This is a genomic window from Metabacillus hrfriensis, assembly GCF_030127205.1.
Taxonomy (GTDB): domain Bacteria; phylum Bacillota; class Bacilli; order Bacillales; family Bacillaceae; genus Bacillus_P; species Bacillus_P dongyingensis.
In genome coordinates this window covers 3,143,107-3,168,966 of record NZ_CP126116.1, presented here as the reverse complement: position 1 = coordinate 3,168,966, position 25,860 = coordinate 3,143,107, and the positions used below count along the sequence as shown (strand labels likewise).

Genomic DNA, 25,860 nt, shown 5'->3' with positions numbered 1-25,860 from the left:
ATCCTAAAGAGGGAGCAAAGCAATTGAATATAAAATTAAATGAAAAAATCATTAAAGAAATATGCGGTACAGTCTCCTTCAAGAAAGGAGACTCTTTTTATCGAAGTAATAACGTGACATTTGAAAATTATTGTCCTGATGGCTGTAAAGCCACGGTTACAGGCAAGGAAGATTTTCATGTGTTTATTGAAAAGGATGAGAGCGGAGGCTTGCGCACGAAATGCAGCTGCCCTGCGCTAGATTCCTATAAAATGGATTGCCAGCATATAGCAGCCGTTTTACTATCGATTTACGAACACCAGCGACAAGGAACAATTCCCATTGGTCCTGGGGGTGAAAACTCTGATTCTTCAACAAATCAAGCGCTGACAGAAGAATTGCTGACACTTTTCAATGATCAGCCTAAACGGTCAGCGGGCCAGCAGCTGCACTTTGAAAAAAGACAAGTACTTGATGCAGAGTTTATTTGTAAACCCGTAAACATTGGGAAGGGACGATACTTGTTCGGAATTGAGGTTAAGATTGGCCAGACGAATGTACGAAATATACGAGGTTTTCTTGAGCATGTGAAAAAAGGTCTGTCAAGCTTGCTTTCTAATTCTTTCATTTACGACCCAAGTCTTCATTGCTTTCAAAATGATACGGATGCAGTGATTCAACAGCTTATACAAGTAATTCATGATGAAAAAGCGTATATTGACGAGATATCCGAGAAATCAGGCGATGTATGGGGTAAACATATACTCATTATTCCTCCATCCTCTTGGGACAGGCTTTTTCCTATACTTGAGAAAGCAGCATTTGTCAAGGTGATGTATGACTCTAATAATTATGAGGGTCTTCGCTTATCAAATGAACCATTGCCTTTACAATTCCAATTTGATGCAGGCGAGGGTAAAGGCTATCTACTTAAAATCAGAGGGCTTAATCGAATGGTGATAATGAATTCATATAGGTCTGTCCTATTTGAAGGAAAACTAAAACAGATGAAAATGGAAGATTGTAATCGTCTTTCAGATCTAAAACAGATGCTGGATGCTGCAGCAGCGAATCAAATTCCGATTACTCAGGAGCAAATCGATTTTTTTATGGAAAAAGTGGTTCCAGGCTTGAAAAGACTGGGAGAAGTCCAGTTATCCGAAGCTATATCCAAACAGTTTGTAAAGACACCGTTAGTGACCAAGCTCTACTTGGATCGCGTGAAAAATCGCTTGCTCGCAGGACTTGAGTTTCATTATGAAAATATAATCGTTAATCCATTGGAAAATAAGGATCTCCACGCAGGCTCCAAACTTATTAGGGACGTGGAAAAGGAAGATGCCATCCTGAAGCTGATGGAAGATAGCATGTTTGCAAAGACGGACGGAGGATATTTTTTGCAAAATGAAGAGCTGGAGTATGAATTTTTGTACCATATCGTTCCCAAACTTCATAAGCTTGTACAGATATATGCAACTACCGCAGTGAGAAATCGGCTTTTTAAAGGTAATTCTCGTCCGCACGTTAGGATAAAGATTAATAAAGAACGGACCAATTGGCTGGAATATAAATTTGAAATGGATAACATTCCTGAAAAACAAAAACGTGAGGTTCTACTAGCTTTAGAGGAAAAACGGAAGTATTTTCGTTTGCAGAACGGTTCGCTGCTTTCATTGGAGACGAGGGAATTTGAAGAAATGAATCGTTTTCTTCGTGAACTTCCGGGCCAAATTGAAGAACTGGAGAGCGGCATGAATGTACCAATTGTTCGGGGGATTCAGCATCTTGATTCTATTAATGATCGTTCTTTATTAAAGTTAGAGGAATCGTTCCGTCAGTTTTTGGAAAACATCCGCAATCCGGATAGTCTGGAATTCGAGGTGCCAAAGAGTTTAGAACTGATATTGCGAGACTATCAAAAACTTGGTTTTAAATGGTTGAAAACACTTGCCAGCTATAGATTTGGTGGAATTCTTGCAGATGATATGGGATTGGGTAAAACGCTGCAGAGCATTGCGTTTATTCTATCAGAGCTTTCTGTCATCCGTAAAAAAAAGCTCCCGGTCCTGATTGTTTCACCTTCATCATTGACGTATAACTGGCTTAGTGAAATCAGCAAATTTGCACCGGAAGTACAGGCCATTGTCGTTGATGGCACTAAAACCGAAAGATTCAAGATACAGAAGGATGTAATGGATATGGATGTAGTCATTATCTCATATCCATTGTTGCGCAGAGACATAAAGTGGTTTGAAAAACATGGCTTTCATACTGTGTTTTTTGATGAAGCTCAGGTCTTTAAAAATCCTATGACACAAACAGCACGATCTGTGAAGAAGATCCAGGCAGCTCATCGGTTCGCCCTCACAGGTACACCGGTGGAGAATTCACTGCAGGAGTTATGGTCCATTTTTCACGTTGTTTTTCCCGAACTATTTATGGGATTAAAGGAATACAGTAACCTATCCAGAAAAACGATAGCCCGAAGAATCAGGCCATTTTTACTTCGAAGACTGAAAGAGGATGTCCTGCCAGAGCTGCCTGAAAAAATTGAGTCAATGGAATCTGCAGAATTGCTTCCTGATCAGAAGAAGCTGTATGCTGCCTATCTGGCCAAGCTGCGACATGATACATTAAAGCATCTTGACAAGGATACATTCCGTAAGAACCGTATCAAAATCCTCGCTGGTTTAACGAGGTTACGTCAGATTTGCTGTCACCCCGCCTTGTTTGTGGATGGCTATAAAGGGAAATCTGCGAAATTTGAACAGCTGATGCAGATTGTAGAAGAATCAAAGCTTGCTGGCAGAAGAGTGCTGATTTTCTCCCAGTTTACGAAAATGCTTGAGCTTATAGGCAGAGAATTAACGATTCAGGGGCATTCTTTTTTCTATCTCGATGGACAAACTCCTTCTGAAGAACGAGTGGAAATTTGCCGCCGGTTTAATGCAGGAGAACATGATTTATTTCTCATTTCATTGAAAGCGGGGGGGACAGGCCTCAATCTGACAGGTGCTGATACTGTTATTTTATATGATATCTGGTGGAATCCTGCAGTTGAGGAACAAGCAGCTGACCGAGCCCATCGAATTGGTCAAACAAATCGTCTACAGGTAATCAAGCTTGTTGCCAAAGGCACAATCGAAGAAAAAATGAATGAACTTCAAGAGAAAAAGAAACATCTGATTGAAGAAATCATCGATTCTGAGGAAAAAGGGTCTTCCTCTCTTACTGAAGAGGACATACGGGAGATATTGATGGTATAGAAGGAATTAAGTGAATTTTAAGCGGATTTATAAACATGGTGAACTGAATATATAAAACAAGTAGTTTCATTTGCCATGCAAGCAAAAAAATTCTTTGATAACTCCGAAGATAATAGAATTTTTGATGATTATGACGAAGAAATATATGAGATTTTTGGAATGAATACAGCAAGAGATTAAAAAATAATTCACATTCAAAGTTCGGACCTTCTTATTAAGAAGGTCCATTTTTTAATAAAGTTCAACATTCTCTTTCTGAATGAAAACAAAAGATTAAACTGAAAATCAGTAAAAAATTACCATGAAAAATTCATTCTCTGTAATTATAATCATAGATAGAAATTCACAATTGTTTTGCTTACAAAACTATTAAATAAAAAGGAGTGGCAATGTTGGAAAAGAAAAAAATCTTCATTTGGATCATCCCTTTGATTCTGTTAATCGGCTTTTTAGGCAATGCTGTGTACGCTGCAGGGCACCAGGAATCATCTAATGTAAAACAACCTTCTGCATTGAAGGGGCAATTCCATCTCGATGACGTGGTGAAAATCTATGTGCCTTCCACCTATAACGGTGATCAGCCAATTGATAATACTCCATTTGTTAACAGGTCATTAGAGAAATTCACAAAAATGTTTGGAGGAGCAACAGCCATTGAGGGAACTGGATCCTGGTTATCTGATAATGATCAGCTGATTAAGGAGAAGGTTACGATTGTGTATAGCTTTGCAGAAGATTTGGACAAGAAAAAGATTAATCAAGTAGTCGCCTATGCTGAATATTTAAAGGAAGAGATGAAACAATCATCGGTGTCTCTTGAAATGAATGGAAAGATGTATTTTATTGAATGACTGCTGGCAACAAGGGCTTCTGCCTTTCTATTAAACAATCGGAGGTTTGTTTAGTAGTTTAAACCTGCTTCATGTGAATCTAATCCACAATCAGCGCATTCTTTTATATGAATGCGTCTTTTTTGTATTCGATCATTTTCACAGAGAAGTGGTTGTCTAAAACTAGTTTATTTGAAATGAGCAGGCTTTATCTGAAATCAAAATCAATGATTTGCCTAAACGGCTAAAACAATGGAAGGCCAAATTCCTAATGATATAATTTTAATTAAGATTTGTTCTGGAGTAGAAAACTAATTTGAAAGGAGTAAAGAAAGCGATGTCCAAACGCTTGGTGAAAATAATAGAAAGAAAAATAAAGTACGACTCAGAAATTGTAGAACATACCTGTATGCTTCTAAAAGCAAAAAATCAAAATGCCGTGCTATTCCATAAAATACTTGAATCCTTTTCGATGACAGCAAACCAAACTAAATTAACCATTCCCAGAGGCAGTTATACAATAGCGTATTACTGGAGCGATCGTCCATATAATTTATACATTTGGAGAGATCATAAGGGGGATTACCTGGGTTCCTATTTTAATATTGTAAAAAATACATATATAACTGATAAGGTGGTATCCTTTGAGGATCTGATTATTGATATAATTGTTCTTCCTAATGGAGACTTCTTTATTTTAGACGAGAATGAGTTACCAGAGCCATTAGATCAATTTGAGAAAGGATTTGTTCAACAGACGCTAACCTCATTAACAGATTCCCTTGATATTCTCCTTACTCAGCTCATTTTAGAAACGGAGAATGCTTATAAACACGAAGACCTTATACCTTGGCTGAACATTTGATAACATTTATACAAGATTGATATATATATTGAGCTTTATGAACCGGGTGCCAGTTTGCAGGAAGCATTATATCTTTTTTTCATGGAGCTGCTATGGGAGCATTTATTTAGTACGGAAAAAAAATATCCAGAATGGAATACCATTTGTAATACCGGCAAAGCTGATAGTCGGGCATGATCAATTAAATAAAAGGAAAAACAGCTGCTCTCCTTGGTTAAGAAGTGCAGCTGTTTTTGGTTAGATAGCTTATCATAGTAACTCAAACTGCTTAGAATAAAGTCTTGCATACGACCCATCACATGCAAGCAACGAATTGTGATTCCCCTGTTCAGCAATACCGTCTTCTGTTATGACAATAATCCGCTTCGCATTACGGATAGTTGAAAGGCGATGGGCAATGACAATAGTTGTACGGCCTTTTGCTAATAATTCCAGTGATTCCTTGATGATGCTCTCACTCTCGTTATCTAGTGCGCTCGTTGCCTCATCCAAAATGAGAATTGGCGGATTCTTTAAAAATACACGAGCAATACAAAGCCGCTGCTTTTGGCCCCCAGACAGTTTGACTCCTCGTTGTCCGATTTCTGAACTGTAGCCTTTTGGCAAGTTCATGATAAAGTCATGTGCATTGGCAAGCTTTGCCGCCTCAATAATTTCGTTATCACTGGCTGCCGGATCTCCGTATCGGATATTTTCCATTACTGTTCCCGCAAATAGGTAAACATCCTGTTGTACAATACCGATATTATTTCTTAATGATTCCAGATCAATATCGCGGACATTGACTCCGTCAAGGAAAACGCCTCCATCTGTCACATCATAAAAGCGGGGGATGAGTGAGCATAAGGTAGTTTTTCCAGCGCCAGACGGACCAACTAGCGCAACATACTCTCCAGGAAGGATTCGAAGCGACAGGTTTTGTATGACATTGTTCAAATGTTCTTCGTACCTGAAGGAAACTTGATTGAACTCAATTTCACCAGATACTTCTGACAAAGTCACAGGGTTCGGTTTATTTTCAATTGCCGGCCTCAGATTCATGATTTCCATAAAACGCTGAAATCCAGTGATTCCTTCCTGAAGCTGCGTGCTCATATGAGTCAATCGCTGAATTGGCTCGATCATATAGCTGATATACAGTAAAAAAGTGATCAAATCCGCTAAATCTAATGTGTTGTTGACAATACTGGCACTGCCAAAGATAATCACTGTGATCGTAATCAGCTGTATAATCGTTTCAAAACTATTGTATAAGAGTGCTTCAGCCTGGTACGTTCTTTTCCGGCTATGAAGGAAACGATTATTTTCCCGGTTGAACTTCTCGATCTCTATTTGCTCATTGGCAAATGACTTTACTGTGCGAATTCCAGATAAACTATCCTCTACCTGTGCGTTTACGTCCCCAATTCTTTCTTTATTGCTTCGTAATGCCCTGTTCAGCATTTTATTAAAGTATAGGGCAAAGACACCTAAGAATGGCAGAAAACAGAAGACAGCAATCGTTAATGGAGCATTTATAAAGAACAATATAACAAACGCCCCAATAAAACGGACAAGGTATTTGACGTAGTCCTCTGGACCATGATGGTACAGCTCGGAAAGCAGCAGCAGGTCGTTTGTTATTCGCGACATGAGCTGACCTGTCTTTTCCTTATCGTAAAAGCTAAAAGAAAGCTTCTGCATGTGCGTGAACAGCTCGCTTCGCAAATCTCTTTCCATACGCGCACCTATTTCATGACCTTTGTAGTCCACAAAATAGTTCCCGATATTCTGAACTGCGACTAACACTAGCATCAGCCCGCCAATCCAATACACTTTACTTAGCGCGATGGACAAATCTCCTTCCAGAACATCCTTTGTGATATACCTGACTAGTAAAGGAAACGTCAAAGTCACAGCTGATACGATAAAGGCGCATGCCAATACTGAAAAAAACACCGTTAAATACGGTTTATAATAGGATAAAAATTTTTTTACTGGAAAACGCATGATTTACCCCTTTTTGTGTTATTTAAGTACACATATAAGGGGAGAGTACACAGATTACTTTAAGAAAGTGTTTCACCCTTATATGTTGAAGCTGTTTGATTCGTCATGTTTTTCATGAAAATGGCCTCCTTGTATGTTATTACTATTATTGTATACGATTTCAATTAAAAATGAACAACATATTTGGGTTTGGTGACTTTGATAGAGATATGATTCAAAACGATGCTCCGTTAGAAAAAATACACTTTTTCGAACGATTTTTGTTGAATGATAATAAAGATGTTTTTAATTGCTAGTCAAGTTATTCAATTAAAGGGCCATTTAATTGAATAAGAGTTTGCATAAAACCCCATTTTTCATGCAACTATCAGGCGAGCTTAAGCGCACGTAAACGTTGATTTTATCAACGATTTATAAAATCTTGCATAAACAATAAATTGTTACAAATTGAAACCCCTTGTCGCCCAGGGATTTTGTGATAAGGAACTTCTGTTAGGACATGTATGTCAACCTCACATGAATAATGCTATACAACAGATCTAGAATTTGATGACGACTTTTTTTATGTAAAAAGTGAAATTTCTTTTGACATTTAACATTAAATGGAATGAAACTGAGGAGCCAACCTTGCTTTGTTCGTACTGAATTAAACACACTTTTGTTATAATAAAAAATTAGTAGTATAAATATTAGAATAAGATGCTTAGAGGTGATTTGAAGTTGTATTTTGAAGATCGCGTTCGGAAATTCGAATATAAGTTAAACGATACAGATGACCAAATTATTGACTATATAGTAAAAAATAGAAAGCAAGTGGTCAACGCATCTATTCAATCTTTAGCTGCCAACTTATTTACTGTCCCTAATACGATCATTAGATTTTCTAAAAAATTAGGATACGATGGATATGCACATTTGAAGAATAGTCTTAAAGAAGAATTACACTCTGATCATGAAAAACAAGAGGACAGCTTACAGTATAATCTGAAAACAACATTTGACTTAATTGATATAGATATTATTGAGAAAGTGTCCAAAATGATATATGAAGCGAAGAGAGTTCTTTTTTTTGGAGTGGGAGATACGGCTCTTTTTTGTGAGATGATGACGAAAAATCTTAAAATTGCAGGGAAGGAATCAGATTTTTTTATTCATCGTCATGAAATTATACATGGAATCAATCAGCTTAATAATGAAGGTATTCTTTTCCTCATTAGTTTATCTGGAGAAACTTCCCAGGTTCTGGAGGTTGCGGAGTTAGGGAAAGAAAAAGGAATTAAAATCATTTCCCTCACCCATTTTAATCGAAATGCTCTTCAGAAGTTAGCAGATGTAAACTTATTTTGTTTTACTCCCAAGAAATTGCTGAATGGGTATAATATCACTGATAAAACTCCACTTATGGCTATCATCAGAACATTATCTGAATTCTATTGGAATTTTACTAAGTAGTTGTGTATAAATACACATGTAAGCGCTATTTTGGAGGTGTGACTGTGTAAAAAGAAGAAGATAACCTCTTCTTCTTTTTTTTTATGCTACTATGGGGTCACTCATTAATTAACAGAAAAAAGAAAGTGAAGGGGGTACAAAAATGTTATTGAAAAGTCTTACATCACCAACTTTAGTTAGTACCAAACAATCCTTTGACACTAAAGAAGAAATTATAAAATTTTTAATTAGACAGTTAGCAAATGAAGGAAAACTGCATTCTGAAGAAGAGCTGTATCAAGCGGTAATTGATAGAGAAAAGTTATCACCTACAGGCTTTGAAGGTGGTCTAGCAATACCTCATGGGAAGTCAAAAGCAGTAAAAGAAGCATCATTTGCCATCGCAACCCTTCAGAAACCATTGAGCACTTGGGAAAGCATTGATCCAACCAATCAGGTAGAGCTAATTATTTTACTAGCGATTCCAGATGATGAAGCTGGTTCAACACATCTATCCTTATTATCAGAGCTAGTGACAAGGTTGTCTAATGAAGAGTATAAAAATCGATTATTGAGATCTAACACAAATCTAGAGCTTTTTAATAACCTGGATCGTCAAGATGAAATAGAAGAAGTGCCAGAAGTAAAGAAGATAAATAAAACCATATTAGCAGTAACTGCATGTCCAGCAGGTATTGCGCACACTTACATGGCAGCAGAAGCATTAGTAAAAGCAGGGAAAGATTTAGGTGTAGATGTGTTTGTTGAGAAGCAAGGTGCGAACGGTATTGAAGACCGCCACACGAAAGGACAATTAAACAGTGCTGATGCTGTGATTTTCTCTGTAGACGTAGCTGTAAAAAACGAAGAAAGATATAGTCATCTTCCGAAAGTTAAAACGGCAGTGGCAGCACCATTGAAAGATGCAAAAGGGATTATCAGTCAAGCTTTAGAGAAATCTGAAAACGCTCCCAAGAAGGATAGTTCTAATGAAGAAAGTGTCTCTTTTGAAGAAGATGAGGATGAAAAAAAATCCTTTAAGACAGAAATAAAAGATTCTATCTTAACAGGTATATCGTACATCATTCCAGTAATTGTAGCTGGGGGCATGACGCTCGCTGCAGCAGTTCTGCTATCCCAAGCCTTTGATCTTCAAGAACTCTATAATACAGAAGGTTCTTGGCTTTGGTTGTTGAGACAGTTAGGCGGGACACTATTAGGAACATTATTGGTGCCAATTCTTGCAGCATACATGGCCTATTCAATTGCGGATAAACCTGCATTAGGACCAGGTTTCGCAGCAGGGGTAGCTGCGAATTTAATTGGCAGCGGTTTCTTGGGCGGTATGCTTGGAGGGATTTTAGCAGGTTATTTCCTTAAATTCTTAAAGCATTATGTAAAACCAAAAGGAACATTTGCCGGATTCATCAGTTTTTGGGTATACCCGGTTGTTGGTACGCTTGTTGTTGGATCGGTTATGTTGTTTTTGGTAGGGAAACCATTAGCCCTATTAAATCAAGGATTACTTGATTGGTTACAAGGCATGTCCGGAACAAATGCGCTTATTTTAGGAGCTATAATAGGCGCCATGGTTTCGTTTGATCTGGGAGGCCCAATTAATAAAGCAGCTTACACGTTTTGCATTGGTGCAATGGCAAGTGGAAATTTCATTCCTTATGCTGCCTTTGCCTCTGTGAAAATGGTTTCAGCCTTTTCCGTAACAGGAGCAACACTTATTGATAAGAAGAATTTCACCAAACAGGAAAAAGAAATAGGAAAACAAACATGGTTATTGGGTTTAGCTGGTATTACAGAAGGAGCTATTCCGTTTATGATGAATGATCCACTTCGAGTAATTCCATCTTTAGTTGCAGGGTCTGCTATTACAGGAGCTATTGTATCTTATTTTAATATCGGTTTAAACGTTCCTGGAGCCGGAATTTTCTCGCTTGCACTATTACAAGGAAAGCCGATGCTATTAGCAGCCAGTATATGGTTTGGCGCCGCATTAATTGGTGCTGTTGTTTCAACGATTTTGTTGATTGCAACAAGAAAAAGCAAGCTGAAAAGAGAAAAGAATAAAAAATCTTCCCGAATGGCTGCTTAGATTTTTGGCGGTTATAATCTATCGCACTTAAGTTGCTTAAGTGATATACAAATACATCGTAATTGGAGGACATCATGACAAAAGTTCATATCGTTCCACATATGCATTGGGACAGAGAATGGTATTTTTCAACGGAAGAATCTAGAATTCTTTTGGTTAACAATATGGAAGAAATAATGGAGATGCTAGAAAATAATCCAGATTATCCACACTATGTACTAGATGGTCAAACGTCAATTTTAGAGGATTACTTTGCTGTTAAGCCGGAAAGTAAGGAAAGAGTCAAAAGTCTAGTTCAAAAAGGAAAGCTGATCATTGGACCATGGTATACACAAACAGACGAGATGGTGGTTGGCGGAGAATCGATTGTACGAAATTTATTATATGGAATAAAAGATTGTGAAGAGTTCGGGAGTCACATGAAAATCGGATACCTTCCAGATTCCTTTGGACAATCTTCACAAATGCCGCAAATTTTAAATGGTTTTGATATTAAGTATTCGATTTTTTGGCGAGGGGCTACTGAACGTCACGGCACAGACAAAACGGAATTCTATTGGGAAACAGATGAAGGTTCTAAAGTTCTGGTACAATTATTTCCTCTAGGATACGCGATTGGAAAGTATTTGCCGGAGGATGAACAAAAGCTTCAAGAACGTATTGATAAGTATTTTAAGGTGTTAGATCACGGTGCTACGACAGAGAATATCATTTTGCCAAATGGTCATGATCAAATGCCTATTCAAAAAAATATCTTTACTGTTATGGATAAACTGCAGGCAATGTACCCAGACCGCGAGTTTTTCTTGAGCAAATATGAAAACATCTTTGGTGAATTAGAAAAAAATGAGGAACTTCCTACACTGCAGGGTGAATTTATAGATGGAAAGTATTCACGCGTTCACCGAAGTATTTATTCCACACGCATGGATATTAAAGCTGCCAATGCAAGAATTGAAAATAAGCTCACAAACATATTAGAACCACTTGCAACTCTTGCGTACAGCCTAGGTTTTGAATATCATCACGGTCTAATAGAACTTATTTGGAAAGAAATTATGAAAAATCATGCGCATGACAGTATAGGATGCTGCTGCTCAGATAAAGTCCATCAAGAAATTGTTAACCGATTTTTTCTTGCAGAAGAAAAAGTCGATCAACTTATCAGCTTCTATAAGAGAAAAATTGTTGATTCAGTAGATACAGAATGGAATTATGATCGTCTTTCTGCTTTTAACTTACTTCCCTATGATCGGGAGGAAGTCATTACAACAGAAGTTACTACAAAATTAAAGTCCTTTAAGTTAATTGATGAAATGTCAAAGGAAATTGAGTTTGAAGTAATAGACAGCGTTGTTATTGATCCTGGGTTAATTGACCGTCAAATCGTTCATTACGGAAACTATGATCCCTTTATTAAATATACCGTTCAATTAAAAGACCAATTTCCTGCATTAGGCTATAAAACCTATTTTATAGTTGAAAATGATGGGGAAATGAAAAATTCAATTTCTCCAAAAAGTGAAGTTACAACAGATTTCTACGAAATCAGCGTAAATTCAAATGGTTCGTTGAATATTTTTGATAAGAAGTTAAACAAGACCTTCAACGATGTTCTGTTACTTGAAGATGGAGGGGATGATGGAGATGAATATGACTTTTCTCCATTAAGAGATGAAACGCTAATCTATAGTAACAACGTAAAGGCGGACGTTGAAATTAAACAGGGGCAGTATGAGGCTACTATAGATATTCGTTATACCCTTGCAATTCCAGAAGATCTAAATAAGAGAAAAGATCATATTTTAGATAGCTCTGCAGATGTGCATATTAAACTCACCATTCCAAATCACAAGCCAATTATTGAAATCAAGCTTGAGATAGATAATCACGCTAAAGATCATCGTTTAAGAGCGTTAATTCCAACGGGAATTGCTTCAGCATTTTCTGTATCTGATAACCAATTTGGTTGTTTGAAACGTGATGTTTACGATAGTGCAATGGATATTTGGGAGCAGGAAGAATGGGATGAACGTCCAGATTCCATTTATCCAATGTTAAGTTTTGTTAGTCTATCCAATGAAGCATATGGTGTGAGTGTACTAACAAATAGTACAAGAGAGTATGAGATTGTCGGTGAAGCATACGACACAATTGCTATAACCTTGTTCAGAGGTGTAGGAGTGCTGGGTAAGGAAGAACTGCTCAGAAGGCCGGGCCGTCCTTCTGGAATTAAATTACCTACTCCAGACTCACAAATGCTTGGAAAACTAACGTTAGAGTTTGCGATTGTTACACATCAGCAATCTGCATTAAAAGCTAATGCTGCACGGATGGCTAAAGAGTACTTAACACCAATTGATCTCTATAACAAAATTCCATTTAATGCAATGAAACTTAATACAGCGGATGTTAAAACGCCGGCCTCTTTCAGCTTTATAAAAGAAGTACATCAGGATTCTGTTTTAAGTACTTTGAAGAAAGCCGAAAAGGATGATCAATTCGTATTGCGTTTCTATAATCCAACCGACGAAGAAAAGGTCGTTTCATTTAAAATAAACCGTTCTATTCAACAAGCATATACGGCAAATCTTAATGAAAAATGTTCTGAAGTTATAGAGGTGGAAGAAAATAAAGTACAATCGAAAATTAAAACAAATCAAGTGAAAACGATTCTTTTTTAAAAGCAGTTTGATAGTTTTTCAAAAAGACACTCTTCTATTTGCACGTGAAGTTACCTTCAACGCAGCAAAAAATAGGGGTGTCTTTTTTATTAACAAATAGAAAGTTAAATCAACCTTGATGTGAGTAAATATGAATAAACCAATTTTTCTTTTTCCTATTTTTCAAAGAGAGAATTTTGGGAGGAGATAAGAATTGCAATGTTATTAGGAATAAATTTTTATGCCCTTAATACAAGAAATAAACAGTAATTACAATGTGTATTAGGCATAATTGATTTAATCAATGCAGTATAGAAAGTAATTATTATTTTTAATTCCGACTTGACACATATGATTTATTGTATTAATTTAATATTAACAAATTTTTCAATTACAGCGCTCACTGGATAACCAGAGGCTTTCACTCAAGTACCCTGAGAACTTGAGATGGAAGCCTTTCGTTCATTTAACATGATTAATTAAGGAGTGATGAATCCATTAATGGATGAAAAAAACATATATTCTTATTTAGAGAGGTGGAGGGAATGGCCCTATGAAACCTCGGCAACAGGCTTATATAAAAGTACTGTGCTAATTCCAGCAAGCATGAAAGTGCTTGAAAGATAAGATGAGATATTCGTTTAATCCGAAACTCTTTCTTATTTTAGAAAGGGTTTTTATTTTACGCAATTTTTGATGGGCGGTGAGAACTCGCAATATTAAGGATTTAAAAAAAATGAAAAAGGGAGAAAACAAAAATGAAAAAATTATCGATTACACTTCTAGCCGGAATCATATTCATTATTTTATCAGGATGCAACATAAACTCAAATGCATCTGAAAACAACAAAATTGTCGTAGGTTCATCTGGATCAGATGCTCAAGTATGGAACTTTATTTCAAAATCAAAAGCAGCCAAAGAAGCCGGAATTGAGATTGAAGTAAAAGAATTTAATGACGGCCTGCAAATTAATGAGGCTACAAATGACGGAATCCTTGATGTAAATGCTTTTCAATCACTATCATATTTTCAAGATTATGTGAAAAGTAAAAATGCAGATTTAGCCGCAATAGCAACAACTTATTTAGAACCAATGGGTATTTATTCTAAACGCTTGAAGTCACTTGAAGAAATTCCGGAAAATGCTGGAATAGCCATTCCTAATGATCCGGCAAATACAGCTCGAGCTCTACGCGTATTGCGAAATGCAGGTGTCATTACGTTAAAGGATGATTTTGATTCATTTGGAACGATTCAAGATATTGTAGAAAACCCGAAAAATATTAAATTTGTTCCAGTAGACGGATCATCTACAGCGCGGTCTCTTCCCGATGTAGATGCCTCCTTAATTGGAAACAGCATTGCTCTTGATGCTGGATTGAATTCTATTAAAGATTCTATTTACCATGAAGAGGTCAATCAAGATACACAGGCAAATATTAATATTCTTGTTACTCAAAAAGAAAACGAAAAAAATGAAAATTTTAAAAAATTAAGCAGTATATATCATTCGAAAGAAGTTCAGGAATTCATAAAGAAGGAATTTGGCGGAACCAAAATCCCAGTAAAAAAACCGGTTGAAGAAATCATAAATAATTAATAATTAATAAAGACTCTTTATCGATGGACTATAGACAACTGATTACTTTATAGAATTAGCTGTTCCTATTCTTCAAGAAAGGGGTTTATTTCGATCGGAGTATGAAGGTGTCACTCTTCGAGAGAGCTTAGGTCTGGAATTTCCGGAAAATCAGTTTGCGTGAAAAAACGCAGAACAAGGAAGAACAGGAAACAGCTGACTTTTTATCTTGATTAGTAGACCTTTGTATAGTCCGAAAATATTTTTATAAAACCAACTTGATTTATCGGAAAAATAAGAATAATATTCTTTCAATGGATCTAAAATTTCATAATTTAAAGAATTGAAAGAATAAAGAATTGCCCACTGGTCAACCGGAGGCGCCCCAGATAAGATATGCATTCTTATCTGGGGGGCCTTTTTTGCAGCTTCTTTTGCTGACTGGACTTCTAGAGGCACATTAAATAGGGCTGTGAGGAAAAGAAATAAACAAGGGGGGAAGAAAGTGTGTCAATAAAATTGAGCATTCTTGATCAAAGTCCGATTGGAGAAAATGATACAGCAGCAGATGCGTTAAAACAAACAGTGGATCTGGCAATACTTGCAGAGAAATGGGGTTATCACCGTTTTTGGGTATCTGAGCATCATAATTCAGAGGAATTAGCTGGCTCTGCGCCAGAAGCTCTCATTTCCTACCTTCTGGCAAAAACCAAACAGATTCGAATAGGTTCTGGCGGAGTTATGCTTCAACATTACAGTCCATATAAAGTCGCTGAAATCTTCAACGTTTTGTCATCTTTAGCTCCAGGAAGAGTGGATTTGGGAATAGGAAAAGCTCCGGGCGGCCTGCCCCTTTCCACAAGAGCGCTTCAGCAAAATCTTTTGAAAGGTGGTCAAAGCATTCAAGAGAAATTAAGTGATTTAAAAAGTCTCATGCATAACAGCTTACATGAGAAACACGAGCTATACGGTGTGAAAGCTTATCCTATTCCTCCTGAACCAGCGCATCTTTTTCTCCTGGGAGCCAGTGAGAATAGTGCGAAGTTAGCAGCAGTATTGAACATTTCATTCGTTTATGCACAATTTATTAACGGTGATCCAAATGAACTGAAAAAATCACTGCAAGCCTACCTTAATGGGGGAGGTAACAATCAAGACTTTCATTTAGCGTTATCTATCATAGTTGCGGATACGGATCGTGAAGCAGAAAATCTCAGGGGTGAGAGTAAATTGATAAGAGTAAATCTGGAAAGCGGACGACATGTAACGGTTAAAAGCATTGAACAAGCAGAAAAATTTGCAGAACAGGCTGGTGAATCTTACTCCATAGAAGAACAAGTTGCCGCAATTATATACGGTTCAAAAGCAACGGTAAGAAGACAGGTTTTAGAATTGCAAAACAGTCTGGGGATAAATGAAATCATTGTTTCAACCCCTCTAGTGGATGTTGAGGCTAAACAAAAAAGTTTTTCACTTTTAGGTGAAGCTTTTACAGAAGGAGATGTGGATTCAGATAAATTTTTGACAAAGGTGGGAACTGAATGACGATAAAACAATTAAAACTAGGCGCCCTATTACACGGTGCAGGAGGCAACATGTCTTCTTGGAGGCACCCAAATGCAACTGCAGATGCCAGTGTGAATTTCCAGTTTTATAAAGAAATGGCGGTAAAAGCAGAAGATGCAAAGTTTGATCTAATATTTATTGCAGATGGACTGTTTATAAATGAAAAATCTCTGCCTCACTTTTTGAATCGTTTTGAACCAATCACCATTCTTTCAAGTCTTGCTTCTGTTACTTCGCGTATAGGTTTAGTAGGAACACTTTCCACTTCATACAGCGAACCATATACCGTAGCCAGACAATTCGCATCTCTGGATAAAATAAGCGACGGCCGTGCAGGATGGAATGCTGTTACATCACCGCTTGAAGGCTCAGCCTTAAATTACAGCAAAAAAGTACATCCAACTCATGCTGATCGCTATAAAATTGCAGGAGAATACCTGGAAGTAATAAGAGGATTATGGGATTCCTGGGAAGACGATGCTTTTATAAGAGATAAAGAATCCGGTGTATTTTTTAATCCTGATAAATTGCACCGCATCAATTATGAGGGTGAATATTTCTCTATTGCAGGACCGCTGAATATAGACCGGTCCAAGCAAGGGCATCCAGTCGTTTTTCAAGCAGGCTCGTCGGAAGCTGGCATTAACTTAGCCGCTAAAGAGGCAGATGCTGTGTTTACTGGACATGAATCAATTGAACAGGCAAAAGAATTCTATCAAAAAGTAAAACAAAAAGCAGTGGAACATGGGAGAGCTGCTGATGACATACTAATCTTCCCTGGAATTAGTCCAATCATTGGAAGGACGGAAGAGGAAGCGGAGAAGAAATACCGGGAGATTGCAAGTTTAGTAACCATTGAAAATGCGATTGATTATTTAGGAAGATTTTTTGATCATTACGATTTTTCAAAGTTTCCTTTGGATGATCCGTTTCCGGAGTTAGGCGATATCGGTAAAAACAGCTTTCAGAGTACGACAGACCGGATTAAAAAAATGGGTAAAGAAGAAAATCTGACACTCCGTGAGGTTGCATTGAGAGTGACAACACCCAAGAGTCAGTTTACGGGTACACCTATAAAAATTGCAAACCTGATTCAAAGGTGGTTTGAAGAAGGAGCTGCAGATGGTTTTATGATTGGAAGTGCTGTCATGCCTGACGGTTTAGATGATTTTGCAAACGAAGTTGTCCCTATTTTGCAGAATAGAGGCCTCTTCCGAAATGAATATGAGAAAGACACCCTCCGGGGAAATTTGGGCCTTAAAAAACCTGAAAACAGATATACGGCATCCATAAATCAAGCAGAGCAATTGAATACAGGGGTGAAATGATGAGTCATATATATAGATTAGCGAGACTCGAAGATGCAGAAGAGCTCTTGGGATTGACACTGAGAGCCTATGAACCTATTAGAAAGCTGAACATTAAATTTCCTGCAGCTACAGCAGATTTAGAGCTCGTAAAACAAAACATCATACAGCACACTTGTTATGTTTTAGAAGTAGACCAATCGATTGTATCAACGATTACAATCAGACGATTTGAAGAAATTACGGATCTTCCATGTGTTTGGTGGTTTGCAGTGGATACAGAATTTAAAGGAAAGGGATATGGAAAAAGGATATTGCAGTATGTTGAAGAGGACATATTAAGAGACCGTTTAAATGCAAAGGCAGTTGCACTTGGAACTTCAGATCGTCATCCTTGGTTAATTGAAATGTATGAGAGAAATGGTTACGTCCGATTTTACGAAAGGGACTACGGAGAAGAAGGAAAAGGCGTGTTTTTGAAAAAGGAACTTGTTCATGAATTATCACAAAATCTTTAAATTCGTAGGGAGGATTACCATGACACAGCAAAGCAAGATTATTTTATGGAGCAGAAAAGGATGTCACTATTGCGATGAGATAAAAGAATTTTTCGGAAAAAATGAGTATGAGTACACAGTGGTTGATGTAGAAGGAAAAGACCATCTGAGAGATATTCTTGAACTTAAGTATGGCATTCGCCACGTACCTGTAGTTGAAATTGGTTTTAATTATACTTTCCGGGGCGTAATCGAAAAAGATTTCACTCTAATAGAAAGTCTGATTGCCGGAAGAGATATTACGGTTAGATAAGGCTGAAGAAATATATAAATTTATTAATTTTAGATTAAAAGGACTGGGTAACTGATTACTTCTACTAAATCAAACAGGAGAAAAATATGAAAAAACTTAATATAAGTGCAGCCATAATTGCGTTAGGAATTTTCCTTACAGGATGCGGTTCTACCTCTGACAAGGCATCTGGCGGCAAAGTAGAGGCTGAGAATGAAGTGAAGAAAATTATAGTGGGGACAGGTACACAGTTTCCTAACATTTGCTTCTTGGATGACAAAGGAAGACTAACAGGATATGACGTAGAGCTAGTCCGTGAAATTGATAAACGTCTCCCAGATTATGAATTTGAGTTCAAAACGATGGAGTTTTCAAATCTGCTGTTAAGCCTTGAGACTAAAAAAATTGATCTTATTGCCCACCAAATGGAAGTCAATGAAGAAAGGAAGGAAAAATTTCTATTCAACAATGAACCTTATAATGTGTTTCCTCTCAATGTTGTCGTTCATCAAGATAATCAGGACATTAAGTCCGTTAAGGATCTAGCAGGAAAGAAAGTGATTGTTGGTGCGACAAGCAATTCTGCCGTACTGATTGAAAAGTACAATAAAGAGAATGGCGGAAAAATCAATATTGTTTATTCTGGGCAAGGATCAGATGATACAAAAACGCAGCTTAAAACGGGAAGAGCAGATGCAACCATCAGCACTCCATTTGCAGTTGATTTTCTAAATGATGCTGCAGATGCACAGCAAAAAGTCGTCGGTCCAGCATTATCTAATTCAAAAGTGTTCTTTTTACTTCAAAAAGGCGACACGGAACTTAGGGATAAAGTAGATGGAGCATTAAAGGAAATCAAAAAAGATGGAACGTTGACTGAACTGAGCACCAAATGGCTTGGAGCAGATTATACAGTAGCCAACTAAAAACGGTTAATCAGGAGGCTGGAATGAGAAAAATAGGATCTATCTTTCTACTTATCCTTTTACTTACAATAACAGCAGGATGCGGTGAAAAACCAACGACAAATGCTGAAGGTGAAGATAAAACCGGTGAAGTGAAAAAAGTGATTGTTGGAACCGGGACCCAGTTTCCCAACATTTGTTTTATTGATGAAAACGGGAAATTAACAGGGTATGACGTGGAAGTTATCCGTGCCATTGATAAGCTCTTACCTGAATATGAATTTGATTTTAAAACCATGGAATTCTCTAATCTTCTCTTAAGTCTCGAAACGAAGAAGATTGATATGATTGCCCATAATATGGCTCAGAATGAAGAAAGAAAAAAGAAATTCTTATTTAATGATGAAACATACAATTATTCGCCGCTTTATATCACTGTCAATGTGGATACTGATGATGTTGAATCACTTGACGACTTACATGGCAGAAAAATCATTGTCGGCGCAACAAGCAACGCGGCTGTCTTTTTGGAGAAATACAATAATGAACACAGCAATAAGATCAACATTGTTTATGCCGGGCAGGGATCAGACGATGCAACAACTCAGTTGAAAAATGGCCGTGTGGATGCAACACTTGCCACGCCATTTGCGGTAGATTTCAGCAATAAAGCTGTTGATGCAGAACAAAAGGTTGTTGGTGATATCATTATTAATTCTAAGGTGTATTTCTTGTTTAATAAGGCTGAATCGGAGTTGAAGGAACAAGTTGATGAAGCGCTTAAGCAGCTTAAAGAAAATGGAACGCTGGCTAATCTGAGCAAAAAGTGGCTTGGAGATGATTATTCAGTTGAATCAAATTAAAGGGGGGATTGAATAATGGGTAAAGCATTTGATTTAACCCTTATCCTGGATTTTATTCCAAAATTGCTTTCATATTTGCACATTACATTGTTTATATTAGTGTTCTCCATCCTTTTTGGGATCGTTATAGGTTTTATCATTGCGATCCCCCGAATATATAAAATTCCAGGTTTAAATCGCACGGCTATCCTATTTGTATCATTTATGCGGGGTACACCCATCATCATTCAATTGTTCTTAATTTACTATGGTTTACCAGCAATCCTGCAGGTTGTAGGTGTTGATATTACCCGAATGAACCCTATGAACTTCGTGATAATAACCTATGCGTTAAGCAGCGGTGCAACATTTTCTGAAATTATCCGCGGCAGTGCAGCAAACGTAGAAAAAGGTCAGGAAGAAGCTGCATATAGTATTGGAATGAATAAAAGACAAACGTTCTATCGAATTATTCTGCCACAGGCACTTTTAATTGCATTCCCCAATTTCGGGAACTCTGTCATTGGTTTTCTAAAAGACACATCCCTGGCGTTTACAATTGGAGTAATGGATATGCTTGGCAGGGGTGATACTCTGATTGCTGCAACAGCCCATGCGTTAGAGGTCTATATATCCTTATCTATTATCTACTATATTATCGCCATATTGCTTGAAAAAGGATTTAAAAAATCAGAAATTCATCTTCAGAGACATGACTATGGGATTACAGCAAATTAAAAAGGAGGGAAATTGGTGGTTATTGATGCTCTTTTTATCTTTACTGCATTCCTTGAAATAATTAAAGCTTTGCCTTTGACACTTACAGTCACGATTGTTCCATTACTGGCAGGGTTGGGAATAGGTCTAATTATTGCTGTAATTCGAATGTATAAGATCAAGTTTATTCATCGCATTGCAGAATTCTATGTTTCTTTTTTCAGAGGTACACCCATCTTGCTTCATATTATGGTCATTTATTTAGGTATTCCAATGGTATATGACACAATGGCAGATCAATATGGATGGGCGTTTAAATCAAACTCTATTCCGATTGCCGTGTTTGTTATAATTGCTTTTTCGTTAAATTCAGGTGCGTATATGTCTGAGATTATTCGCTCAGGCATCCTTGCTGTAAATAAGGGTCAAATAGAGGCGGCTTATTCTATTGGAATGAGCTCTGTCCAGACAATTAGAAGAATCATTATTCCTCAGGCATTCGCAGCAGCTATACAAAATTTAACAAATATCTTCGTTGGTTTTTTGCACGCCTCTTCAATTGCTTTTATTGTCTCATTAAAGGAGCTGAACGGTGCTGCTAATATTGTAGCCTCAAGTAATTTGAAATTTTTAGAAGCATATATTGCCGCTGCGCTTATTTACTGGGGATTAACTATTATAGTGGAGCAAGCGGCAGCTTGGATTGAAAGAAGAGTTCTTGTTTATGAGAAGGGGGTATGAGAATGATTAAACTGACAAACATCAAAAAATCATTTCATGGCCAGGAAGTCCTGAAAGGTATAAATCTCACCGTAAAAAAAGGCGAAATCGTCGTTATACTAGGTCCGAGCGGATCCGGGAAAACAACCTTTCTGCGCTGCATAAACTTTCTTGAAAAGCCGAGTGATGGAGAAGTTGCGATTGGTGATTATTCAGTAGATTGCAAGAGGCCAAGCAAACTCGATATTCTTACTTTGAGAAAAAGAACCGCTATGGTTTTTCAGCAATATAATCTCTTTAAACATAAAACAGTGCTTGAGAATGTAATGGAAGGGCTTGTGATTGTTCAAAAGAAAAAACCTGAAGCTGCAAGAATAAAAGCATTAGAATTGCTTGAGAAGGTAGGACTATCTGACAAGATAAATGCGTATCCAAGTCAGTTATCTGGCGGGCAGCAGCAGCGAGTAGGAATCGCCCGTGCACTTGCTTTAAATCCGGAAGTCTTACTTTTTGATGAACCAACTTCTGCGCTTGATCCAGAACTTGTGGGGGAAGTTCTTGAGGTAATTAAAAAAATAGCGCTAGAAGGTATTACTATGATAGTTGTCACACATGAAATGGGATTTGCAAAAGAAGTATCAAATCACGTGGTATTTATGGATCAGGGAACGGTCGTAGAAGAAGGATCCCCAATTGAAATTTTTACAAATCCAAAAGAAGATCGCACAAAACAATTTTTGAAGAGAATCAGACCACAGTTAATACAAGGAATTTCTTGAAATTCAGGTTAAGGGTAAGGAATGAGTTATGTCTTTTTATTTAAACTAAATCAAAAGGAGTCTCAAAACTGAATATGTAAGATAAAAAATCGAGTCGATTGGATAACCAAAAGCCTAACCATATTATTATATGGTTGGGCTTTTTTGAAAACTTAACAGGTAATTTGCTTAAATACAGGGAGTGTTCAATATTGGGAACAGCCAACATATTATCAGATTTTAAAAAGGATGTGATGTATTTATTGAAGGAAGAGTCGTTACTGGAAGAAAAATTGGAAGAGAACTGGGGTTTCCTACCGCAAATATTGATTCCAATGTAAGCAGACTGAGTAATGGGGTATATGGTGCATTAGTCATTTTGGATGTCAGAAGATACTTGGGTGTTATGAATGTTGGTGTGAAGCCGACTGTTGACTCTAACTTACAAAAAACATGTGAAATACATTTGCTTGATTTTCAGGGGGATATTTACGGAGAAAACCTAAGATGCCATATTCTTTTTAAAATAAGAGAAGAAAGGAAGTTTGATTCTTTAGAGCTGCTGACAAATCAAATCAAGGGGGACATTTTATATGCAGAGAAACGTTTTAACTTCATTGGATATACTTCAGTACGAGAGCAAGTCCTCTTTAATGGAAAGCCAATATTTAAATCTTCCTGACTTGATATTTTATAGTAAGTGCTATCAGCAATATTCTATTAATAGAGGGGTGTATAACACTATTGACAACTGGTTTTATGAATATGGCATTTTGAATGTTATATACAGAAGAATTTATATTTTAGCTTTCTTGAGCTTTGTGAAAGAAGAATCTGATGAATTAAAGCCCAAAAAATTTATTAGATTTGGAAGTGGCGGACTGACTTTAAAGTTAACCGAATTTGTCACTTGTTATATTAATAGACAAGAAAAAGAATCTCCAAATATTCGGACTGTAAAATAATCGGAACATGAAATGACGAGTAGAAACATTAAGGGGGCGGATATAAATGAATCAAGAATGATCAATTCATAGTCTAGAGGAACACGATAGAGAAACCGTTCGTCAATTGTTGATTGAAAGCTACAGCCAATATGAAAAAGAATTTACTAGTCCTGAATCTTGGCAGACGTATTTGGAAAATATCACCTCATCGGTTGATAATGTGCAAATAGATCGAATCTTAGTAGCTAAGTTGGGTCAATCGGTCAGTGGGACTCTCCAATTGTTTGACGGTTTAACCGAAAGGGAGCAGCATGGGCAGATTAATCGGTTTTCTGAAGAAGTAATCCCAGTAATCAAAAAAGAGATTCCTGATATGATTTGGTCTCATTCAGTATCGTAATCCTAAATGGATTCTCTCAACAAATTCAAATGATAATTCGACCTTCAAACGCTCCTTTGAAGGTTTTTTTAAGCTGGAATTTTTATCTAATACGATCATACTTACGCTCTTGCAATAGAGTAAAACACGAACTGAATTACGGTACTGGATATACTAGGAATAAAGGACCCTGAAATATCAGTAAAATGGTATGGAGAAATACTTGGTTTTCAACTCGTTCTTATTTAAGAAAAGCCCCTTTAGTTAAATACAGTAATTCACAAGCAGTTCTGAAAAGAGCCTTCTAGAAATTGCTTATCGCAGCATTTGATTAAAAAAATGAATATTAAACACTTATTTTTGTGTTTTTGTGTCTGATATTCGGGCGATAGTTTACTAGTTGATTGCTTGTACTGCTAGAGATGATATTCATGCCAATTCCCAGGCTTCACTATGTCTCATTAGGCTTGTTTCAAAAACCTTAACGTTTTTAAAACACCGATATTTTATTCCGTAATTGCTATTGTAAATCCGCATTTTCCTGGCTGTACCCCATATAGTGTTGACTTTGCGGGAACGGCTTCCCTCTCATCATTCACAGGTTTTAGCTTGATGGACATGCGGTGGTATCCCAAGAATAGAGACTGTAAGAAAGATCCATCTTTTGGCCCGTTAACATGTATTCTGTTCAAAAAAATCAGAATATTCTATAATATTAGGGAATAAATTTAGAGTTTCTAAATTTAAATTATAACAAGGAGGAATACGAGTAATGAAAAGACTTTCTTGGAAAGCAGTAACAATTATTATGACCACATCAGTTCTGTGTCTCTCTGCCTTTTCTTACAGCGCATCACAAGATCAAACCAATAGTAAAAGTAAAGGGGAAAACGAGGATACCTCGTACAATTTGTCACCGGAAGTGAAAAAATATTATGAGCAAATCACAGCTAATGTTCAAGTTAAACAAGGATTGGATTTCATTAAAGCTGATCATGAACAAACAGTCTCTGAACAAATTGATATCACAGAGATTCCAGCCCCGCCTTTTAAAGAACAACTGCGTGCTGAAGATTACAAGAAGCGTTTAGAAGAGGTAGGACTTAAAGATGTGCAAATGGATGAGGAGGGCAATGTATTTGGTATTCGTCAAGGAACAGGGGAGGGTCCTGTATTGTTTGTTTCAGCACATTTAGATACAGTCTTTCCAGAAGGTACTGACACAAAGGTCATAGAAAAAGACGGGATATTATATGCTCCGGGAATATCAGATGACGGAAGAGGATTAGCAGCACTTCTTTCCATAGTAAGAGCATTCAATGAGTCAGGTATTCAGACGAAAGGGGACATTATCTTTGGAGGAACGGTTGGAGAAGAAGGGTTAGGTGATCTAAGAGGAGTTAAAGCATTTTTTAAAGAACACCCTGAAGTAGACGGGTATATTTCATTAGATGGCACAAGTGCAACAGGGATTACATATAAGGCAACTGGAAGTCATCGTTATAAAATTTCATATAAAGGACCAGGTGGACATAGTTTTGGAGCATTTGGAACACCTAGTGCTATTCATGCTTTAGGACGAGCTATTTCAGACATCTCAAATGTAAAAACAGTAAAGAATCCTAAGACTACATTTACAGTTGGCACTGTAGAAGGTGGAACATCTGTTAACGCAATCGCCGCCGAAGCTAACATGCTTGTTGATATGAGATCAAATGATGAGAATGAATTAGTAGAATTAGAAAACAAAATCTTACGTATTGCAAAAAATGCAGCAAAAGCTGAAAATAAACGCTGGAAGTATAAAGAGGAAAAAGGTATAAAAGCTGAAATTGAATTACTTGGTGATCGTCCTGCAGGAACTCAGCCTGATGATGCATTAAATGTTCAAGCTGCTTGGGCATCTACTCAGGCAATTAATTTATCTCCTGCCTTAAATGAAGCCAGTAGCACGGATGCAAATCTCCCAATTAGCCTAGGAATTCCCTCATTAGTGTTAGGAGGAGGGGGTAAAAGTGGATTAGCTCATTCCCCTGATGAATGGTTTGACCCAACTGATGCTTATCAAGGACCACAAAGAGCATTTTTAACTATGCTTGGTCTTGTGGGGGTAGATGGTATCTCGGAACCTCTACTGCCAGAGTACAAAATCACAACTAACTAACAAACTTTGGTTCTGGTGTGAAAAGGTTTATAAAGACATAGAGCCTACATAGTCTG

The 25,860-nt window shown here is 37.2% G+C and carries 21 protein-coding genes and 1 riboswitch; of the genes, 20 read left to right on the top strand and 1 reads right to left on the bottom strand.

Annotated features, from left to right (window positions below; all coding sequences use genetic code 11):
• Positions 1 to 23: 23 nt before the first annotated feature.
• The 3 genes from QLQ22_RS15540 (at position 24) to QLQ22_RS15530 (ending at position 4,940) form a co-directional block, all read left to right on the top strand.
• Positions 24 to 3,245 carry a DEAD/DEAH box helicase gene (locus QLQ22_RS15540; RefSeq protein ID WP_284015150.1) on the top strand — a complete coding sequence of 1,074 codons (3,222 nt, stop codon included), beginning with the start codon at positions 24 to 26 and terminating at the stop codon, positions 3,243 to 3,245.
• Positions 3,246 to 3,634: 389 nt separating this feature from the next.
• Complete coding sequence (locus QLQ22_RS15535) at positions 3,635 to 4,096, top strand: DUF3574 domain-containing protein (protein WP_423246207.1); 462 nt, start codon at positions 3,635 to 3,637, stop codon at positions 4,094 to 4,096.
• A gap of 316 nt (positions 4,097 to 4,412) precedes the next feature.
• Complete coding sequence (locus tag QLQ22_RS15530; RefSeq protein ID WP_284016853.1) at positions 4,413 to 4,940, top strand: ribonuclease FAU-1 family protein; 528 nt, start codon at positions 4,413 to 4,415, stop codon at positions 4,938 to 4,940.
• Between the two features lie 249 nt (positions 4,941 to 5,189).
• Here QLQ22_RS15530 and QLQ22_RS15525 read toward each other — a convergent pair whose 3' ends face one another.
• Entirely contained in the window at positions 5,190 to 6,929 is a 1,740-nt protein-coding gene (locus QLQ22_RS15525; RefSeq protein ID WP_284015148.1) for an ABC transporter ATP-binding protein, read from the bottom strand.
• A 720-nt stretch (positions 6,930 to 7,649) separates the two neighbouring features.
• On the opposite strand from QLQ22_RS15525, the gene QLQ22_RS15520 reads away from it, so the two are divergent.
• From QLQ22_RS15520 to QLQ22_RS15435, 17 genes are all read left to right on the top strand, one after another.
• The gene (locus QLQ22_RS15520; protein ID WP_223435885.1) at positions 7,650 to 8,381 is read left to right on the top strand and encodes a MurR/RpiR family transcriptional regulator; all 732 of its coding nucleotides are present in this window, start codon (positions 7,650 to 7,652) and stop codon (positions 8,379 to 8,381) included.
• A 142-nt stretch (positions 8,382 to 8,523) separates the two neighbouring features.
• Complete coding sequence (gene mngA / locus QLQ22_RS15515) at positions 8,524 to 10,467, top strand: PTS 2-O-a-mannosyl-D-glycerate transporter subunit IIABC (protein WP_223435882.1); 1,944 nt, start codon at positions 8,524 to 8,526, stop codon at positions 10,465 to 10,467.
• A 74-nt stretch (positions 10,468 to 10,541) separates the two neighbouring features.
• Positions 10,542 to 13,151, top strand: coding sequence for a mannosylglycerate hydrolase (mngB, locus tag QLQ22_RS15510; RefSeq protein WP_223435881.1), 2,610 nt, complete (start codon positions 10,542 to 10,544; stop codon positions 13,149 to 13,151).
• A 500-nt stretch (positions 13,152 to 13,651) separates the two neighbouring features.
• Positions 13,652 to 13,760, top strand: a riboswitch (SAM riboswitch).
• 128 nt (positions 13,761 to 13,888) lie between these two features.
• Complete coding sequence (locus QLQ22_RS15505) at positions 13,889 to 14,731, top strand: MetQ/NlpA family ABC transporter substrate-binding protein (RefSeq protein WP_223435879.1); 843 nt, start codon at positions 13,889 to 13,891, stop codon at positions 14,729 to 14,731.
• Positions 14,732 to 15,217: 486 nt separating this feature from the next.
• Positions 15,218 to 16,255 carry an LLM class flavin-dependent oxidoreductase gene (locus tag QLQ22_RS15495; RefSeq protein WP_349654960.1) on the top strand — a complete coding sequence of 346 codons (1,038 nt, stop codon included), beginning with the start codon at positions 15,218 to 15,220 and terminating at the stop codon, positions 16,253 to 16,255.
• Positions 16,252 to 17,604 (top strand): LLM class flavin-dependent oxidoreductase, encoded by a 1,353-nt coding sequence (locus QLQ22_RS15490; RefSeq protein ID WP_284015147.1) that lies wholly within the window; start codon positions 16,252 to 16,254, stop codon positions 17,602 to 17,604. Before QLQ22_RS15495 ends, QLQ22_RS15490 begins: the two co-directional genes overlap by 4 nt.
• Positions 17,604 to 18,101, top strand: coding sequence for a GNAT family N-acetyltransferase (locus QLQ22_RS15485; protein ID WP_223435875.1), 498 nt, complete (start codon positions 17,604 to 17,606; stop codon positions 18,099 to 18,101). The genes QLQ22_RS15490 and QLQ22_RS15485 overlap by 1 nt, the downstream gene beginning before the upstream one ends.
• Before the next feature lie 19 nt (positions 18,102 to 18,120).
• Positions 18,121 to 18,393 carry a glutaredoxin family protein gene (locus QLQ22_RS15480; protein ID WP_223435874.1) on the top strand — a complete coding sequence of 91 codons (273 nt, stop codon included), beginning with the start codon at positions 18,121 to 18,123 and terminating at the stop codon, positions 18,391 to 18,393.
• 86 nt (positions 18,394 to 18,479) lie between these two features.
• Entirely contained in the window at positions 18,480 to 19,298 is an 819-nt protein-coding gene (locus QLQ22_RS15475; protein ID WP_284015146.1) for an amino acid ABC transporter substrate-binding protein, read from the top strand.
• Between the two features lie 23 nt (positions 19,299 to 19,321).
• Positions 19,322 to 20,140: an amino acid ABC transporter substrate-binding protein gene (locus QLQ22_RS15470; protein WP_223435870.1), complete on the top strand. Its 819-nt coding sequence runs from the start codon at positions 19,322 to 19,324 to the stop codon at positions 20,138 to 20,140.
• Positions 20,141 to 20,155: 15 nt separating this feature from the next.
• Positions 20,156 to 20,857 (top strand): amino acid ABC transporter permease, encoded by a 702-nt coding sequence (locus tag QLQ22_RS15465; protein ID WP_223435869.1) that lies wholly within the window; start codon positions 20,156 to 20,158, stop codon positions 20,855 to 20,857.
• A 15-nt stretch (positions 20,858 to 20,872) separates the two neighbouring features.
• Complete coding sequence (locus QLQ22_RS15460) at positions 20,873 to 21,577, top strand: amino acid ABC transporter permease (RefSeq protein WP_223435868.1); 705 nt, start codon at positions 20,873 to 20,875, stop codon at positions 21,575 to 21,577.
• Between the two features lie 2 nt (positions 21,578 to 21,579).
• Positions 21,580 to 22,335, top strand: a complete 756-nt coding sequence (locus tag QLQ22_RS15455; protein ID WP_223435867.1) for an amino acid ABC transporter ATP-binding protein — start codon at positions 21,580 to 21,582, stop codon at positions 22,333 to 22,335.
• A 191-nt stretch (positions 22,336 to 22,526) separates the two neighbouring features.
• Positions 22,527 to 22,655 carry a hypothetical protein gene (locus tag QLQ22_RS15450; RefSeq protein WP_284015145.1) on the top strand — a complete coding sequence of 43 codons (129 nt, stop codon included), beginning with the start codon at positions 22,527 to 22,529 and terminating at the stop codon, positions 22,653 to 22,655.
• Complete coding sequence (locus QLQ22_RS15445; RefSeq protein ID WP_349654982.1) at positions 22,607 to 22,996, top strand: riboflavin kinase; 390 nt, start codon at positions 22,607 to 22,609, stop codon at positions 22,994 to 22,996. The genes QLQ22_RS15450 and QLQ22_RS15445 overlap by 49 nt, the downstream gene beginning before the upstream one ends.
• Entirely contained in the window at positions 22,908 to 23,279 is a 372-nt protein-coding gene (locus QLQ22_RS15440) for a hypothetical protein (RefSeq protein ID WP_284015144.1), read from the top strand. The genes QLQ22_RS15445 and QLQ22_RS15440 overlap by 89 nt, the downstream gene beginning before the upstream one ends.
• Positions 23,280 to 24,412: 1,133 nt before the next feature.
• Complete coding sequence (locus QLQ22_RS15435; protein WP_349654959.1) at positions 24,413 to 25,804, top strand: M20/M25/M40 family metallo-hydrolase; 1,392 nt, start codon at positions 24,413 to 24,415, stop codon at positions 25,802 to 25,804.
• The last annotated feature ends 56 nt before the right edge of the window (positions 25,805 to 25,860 follow it).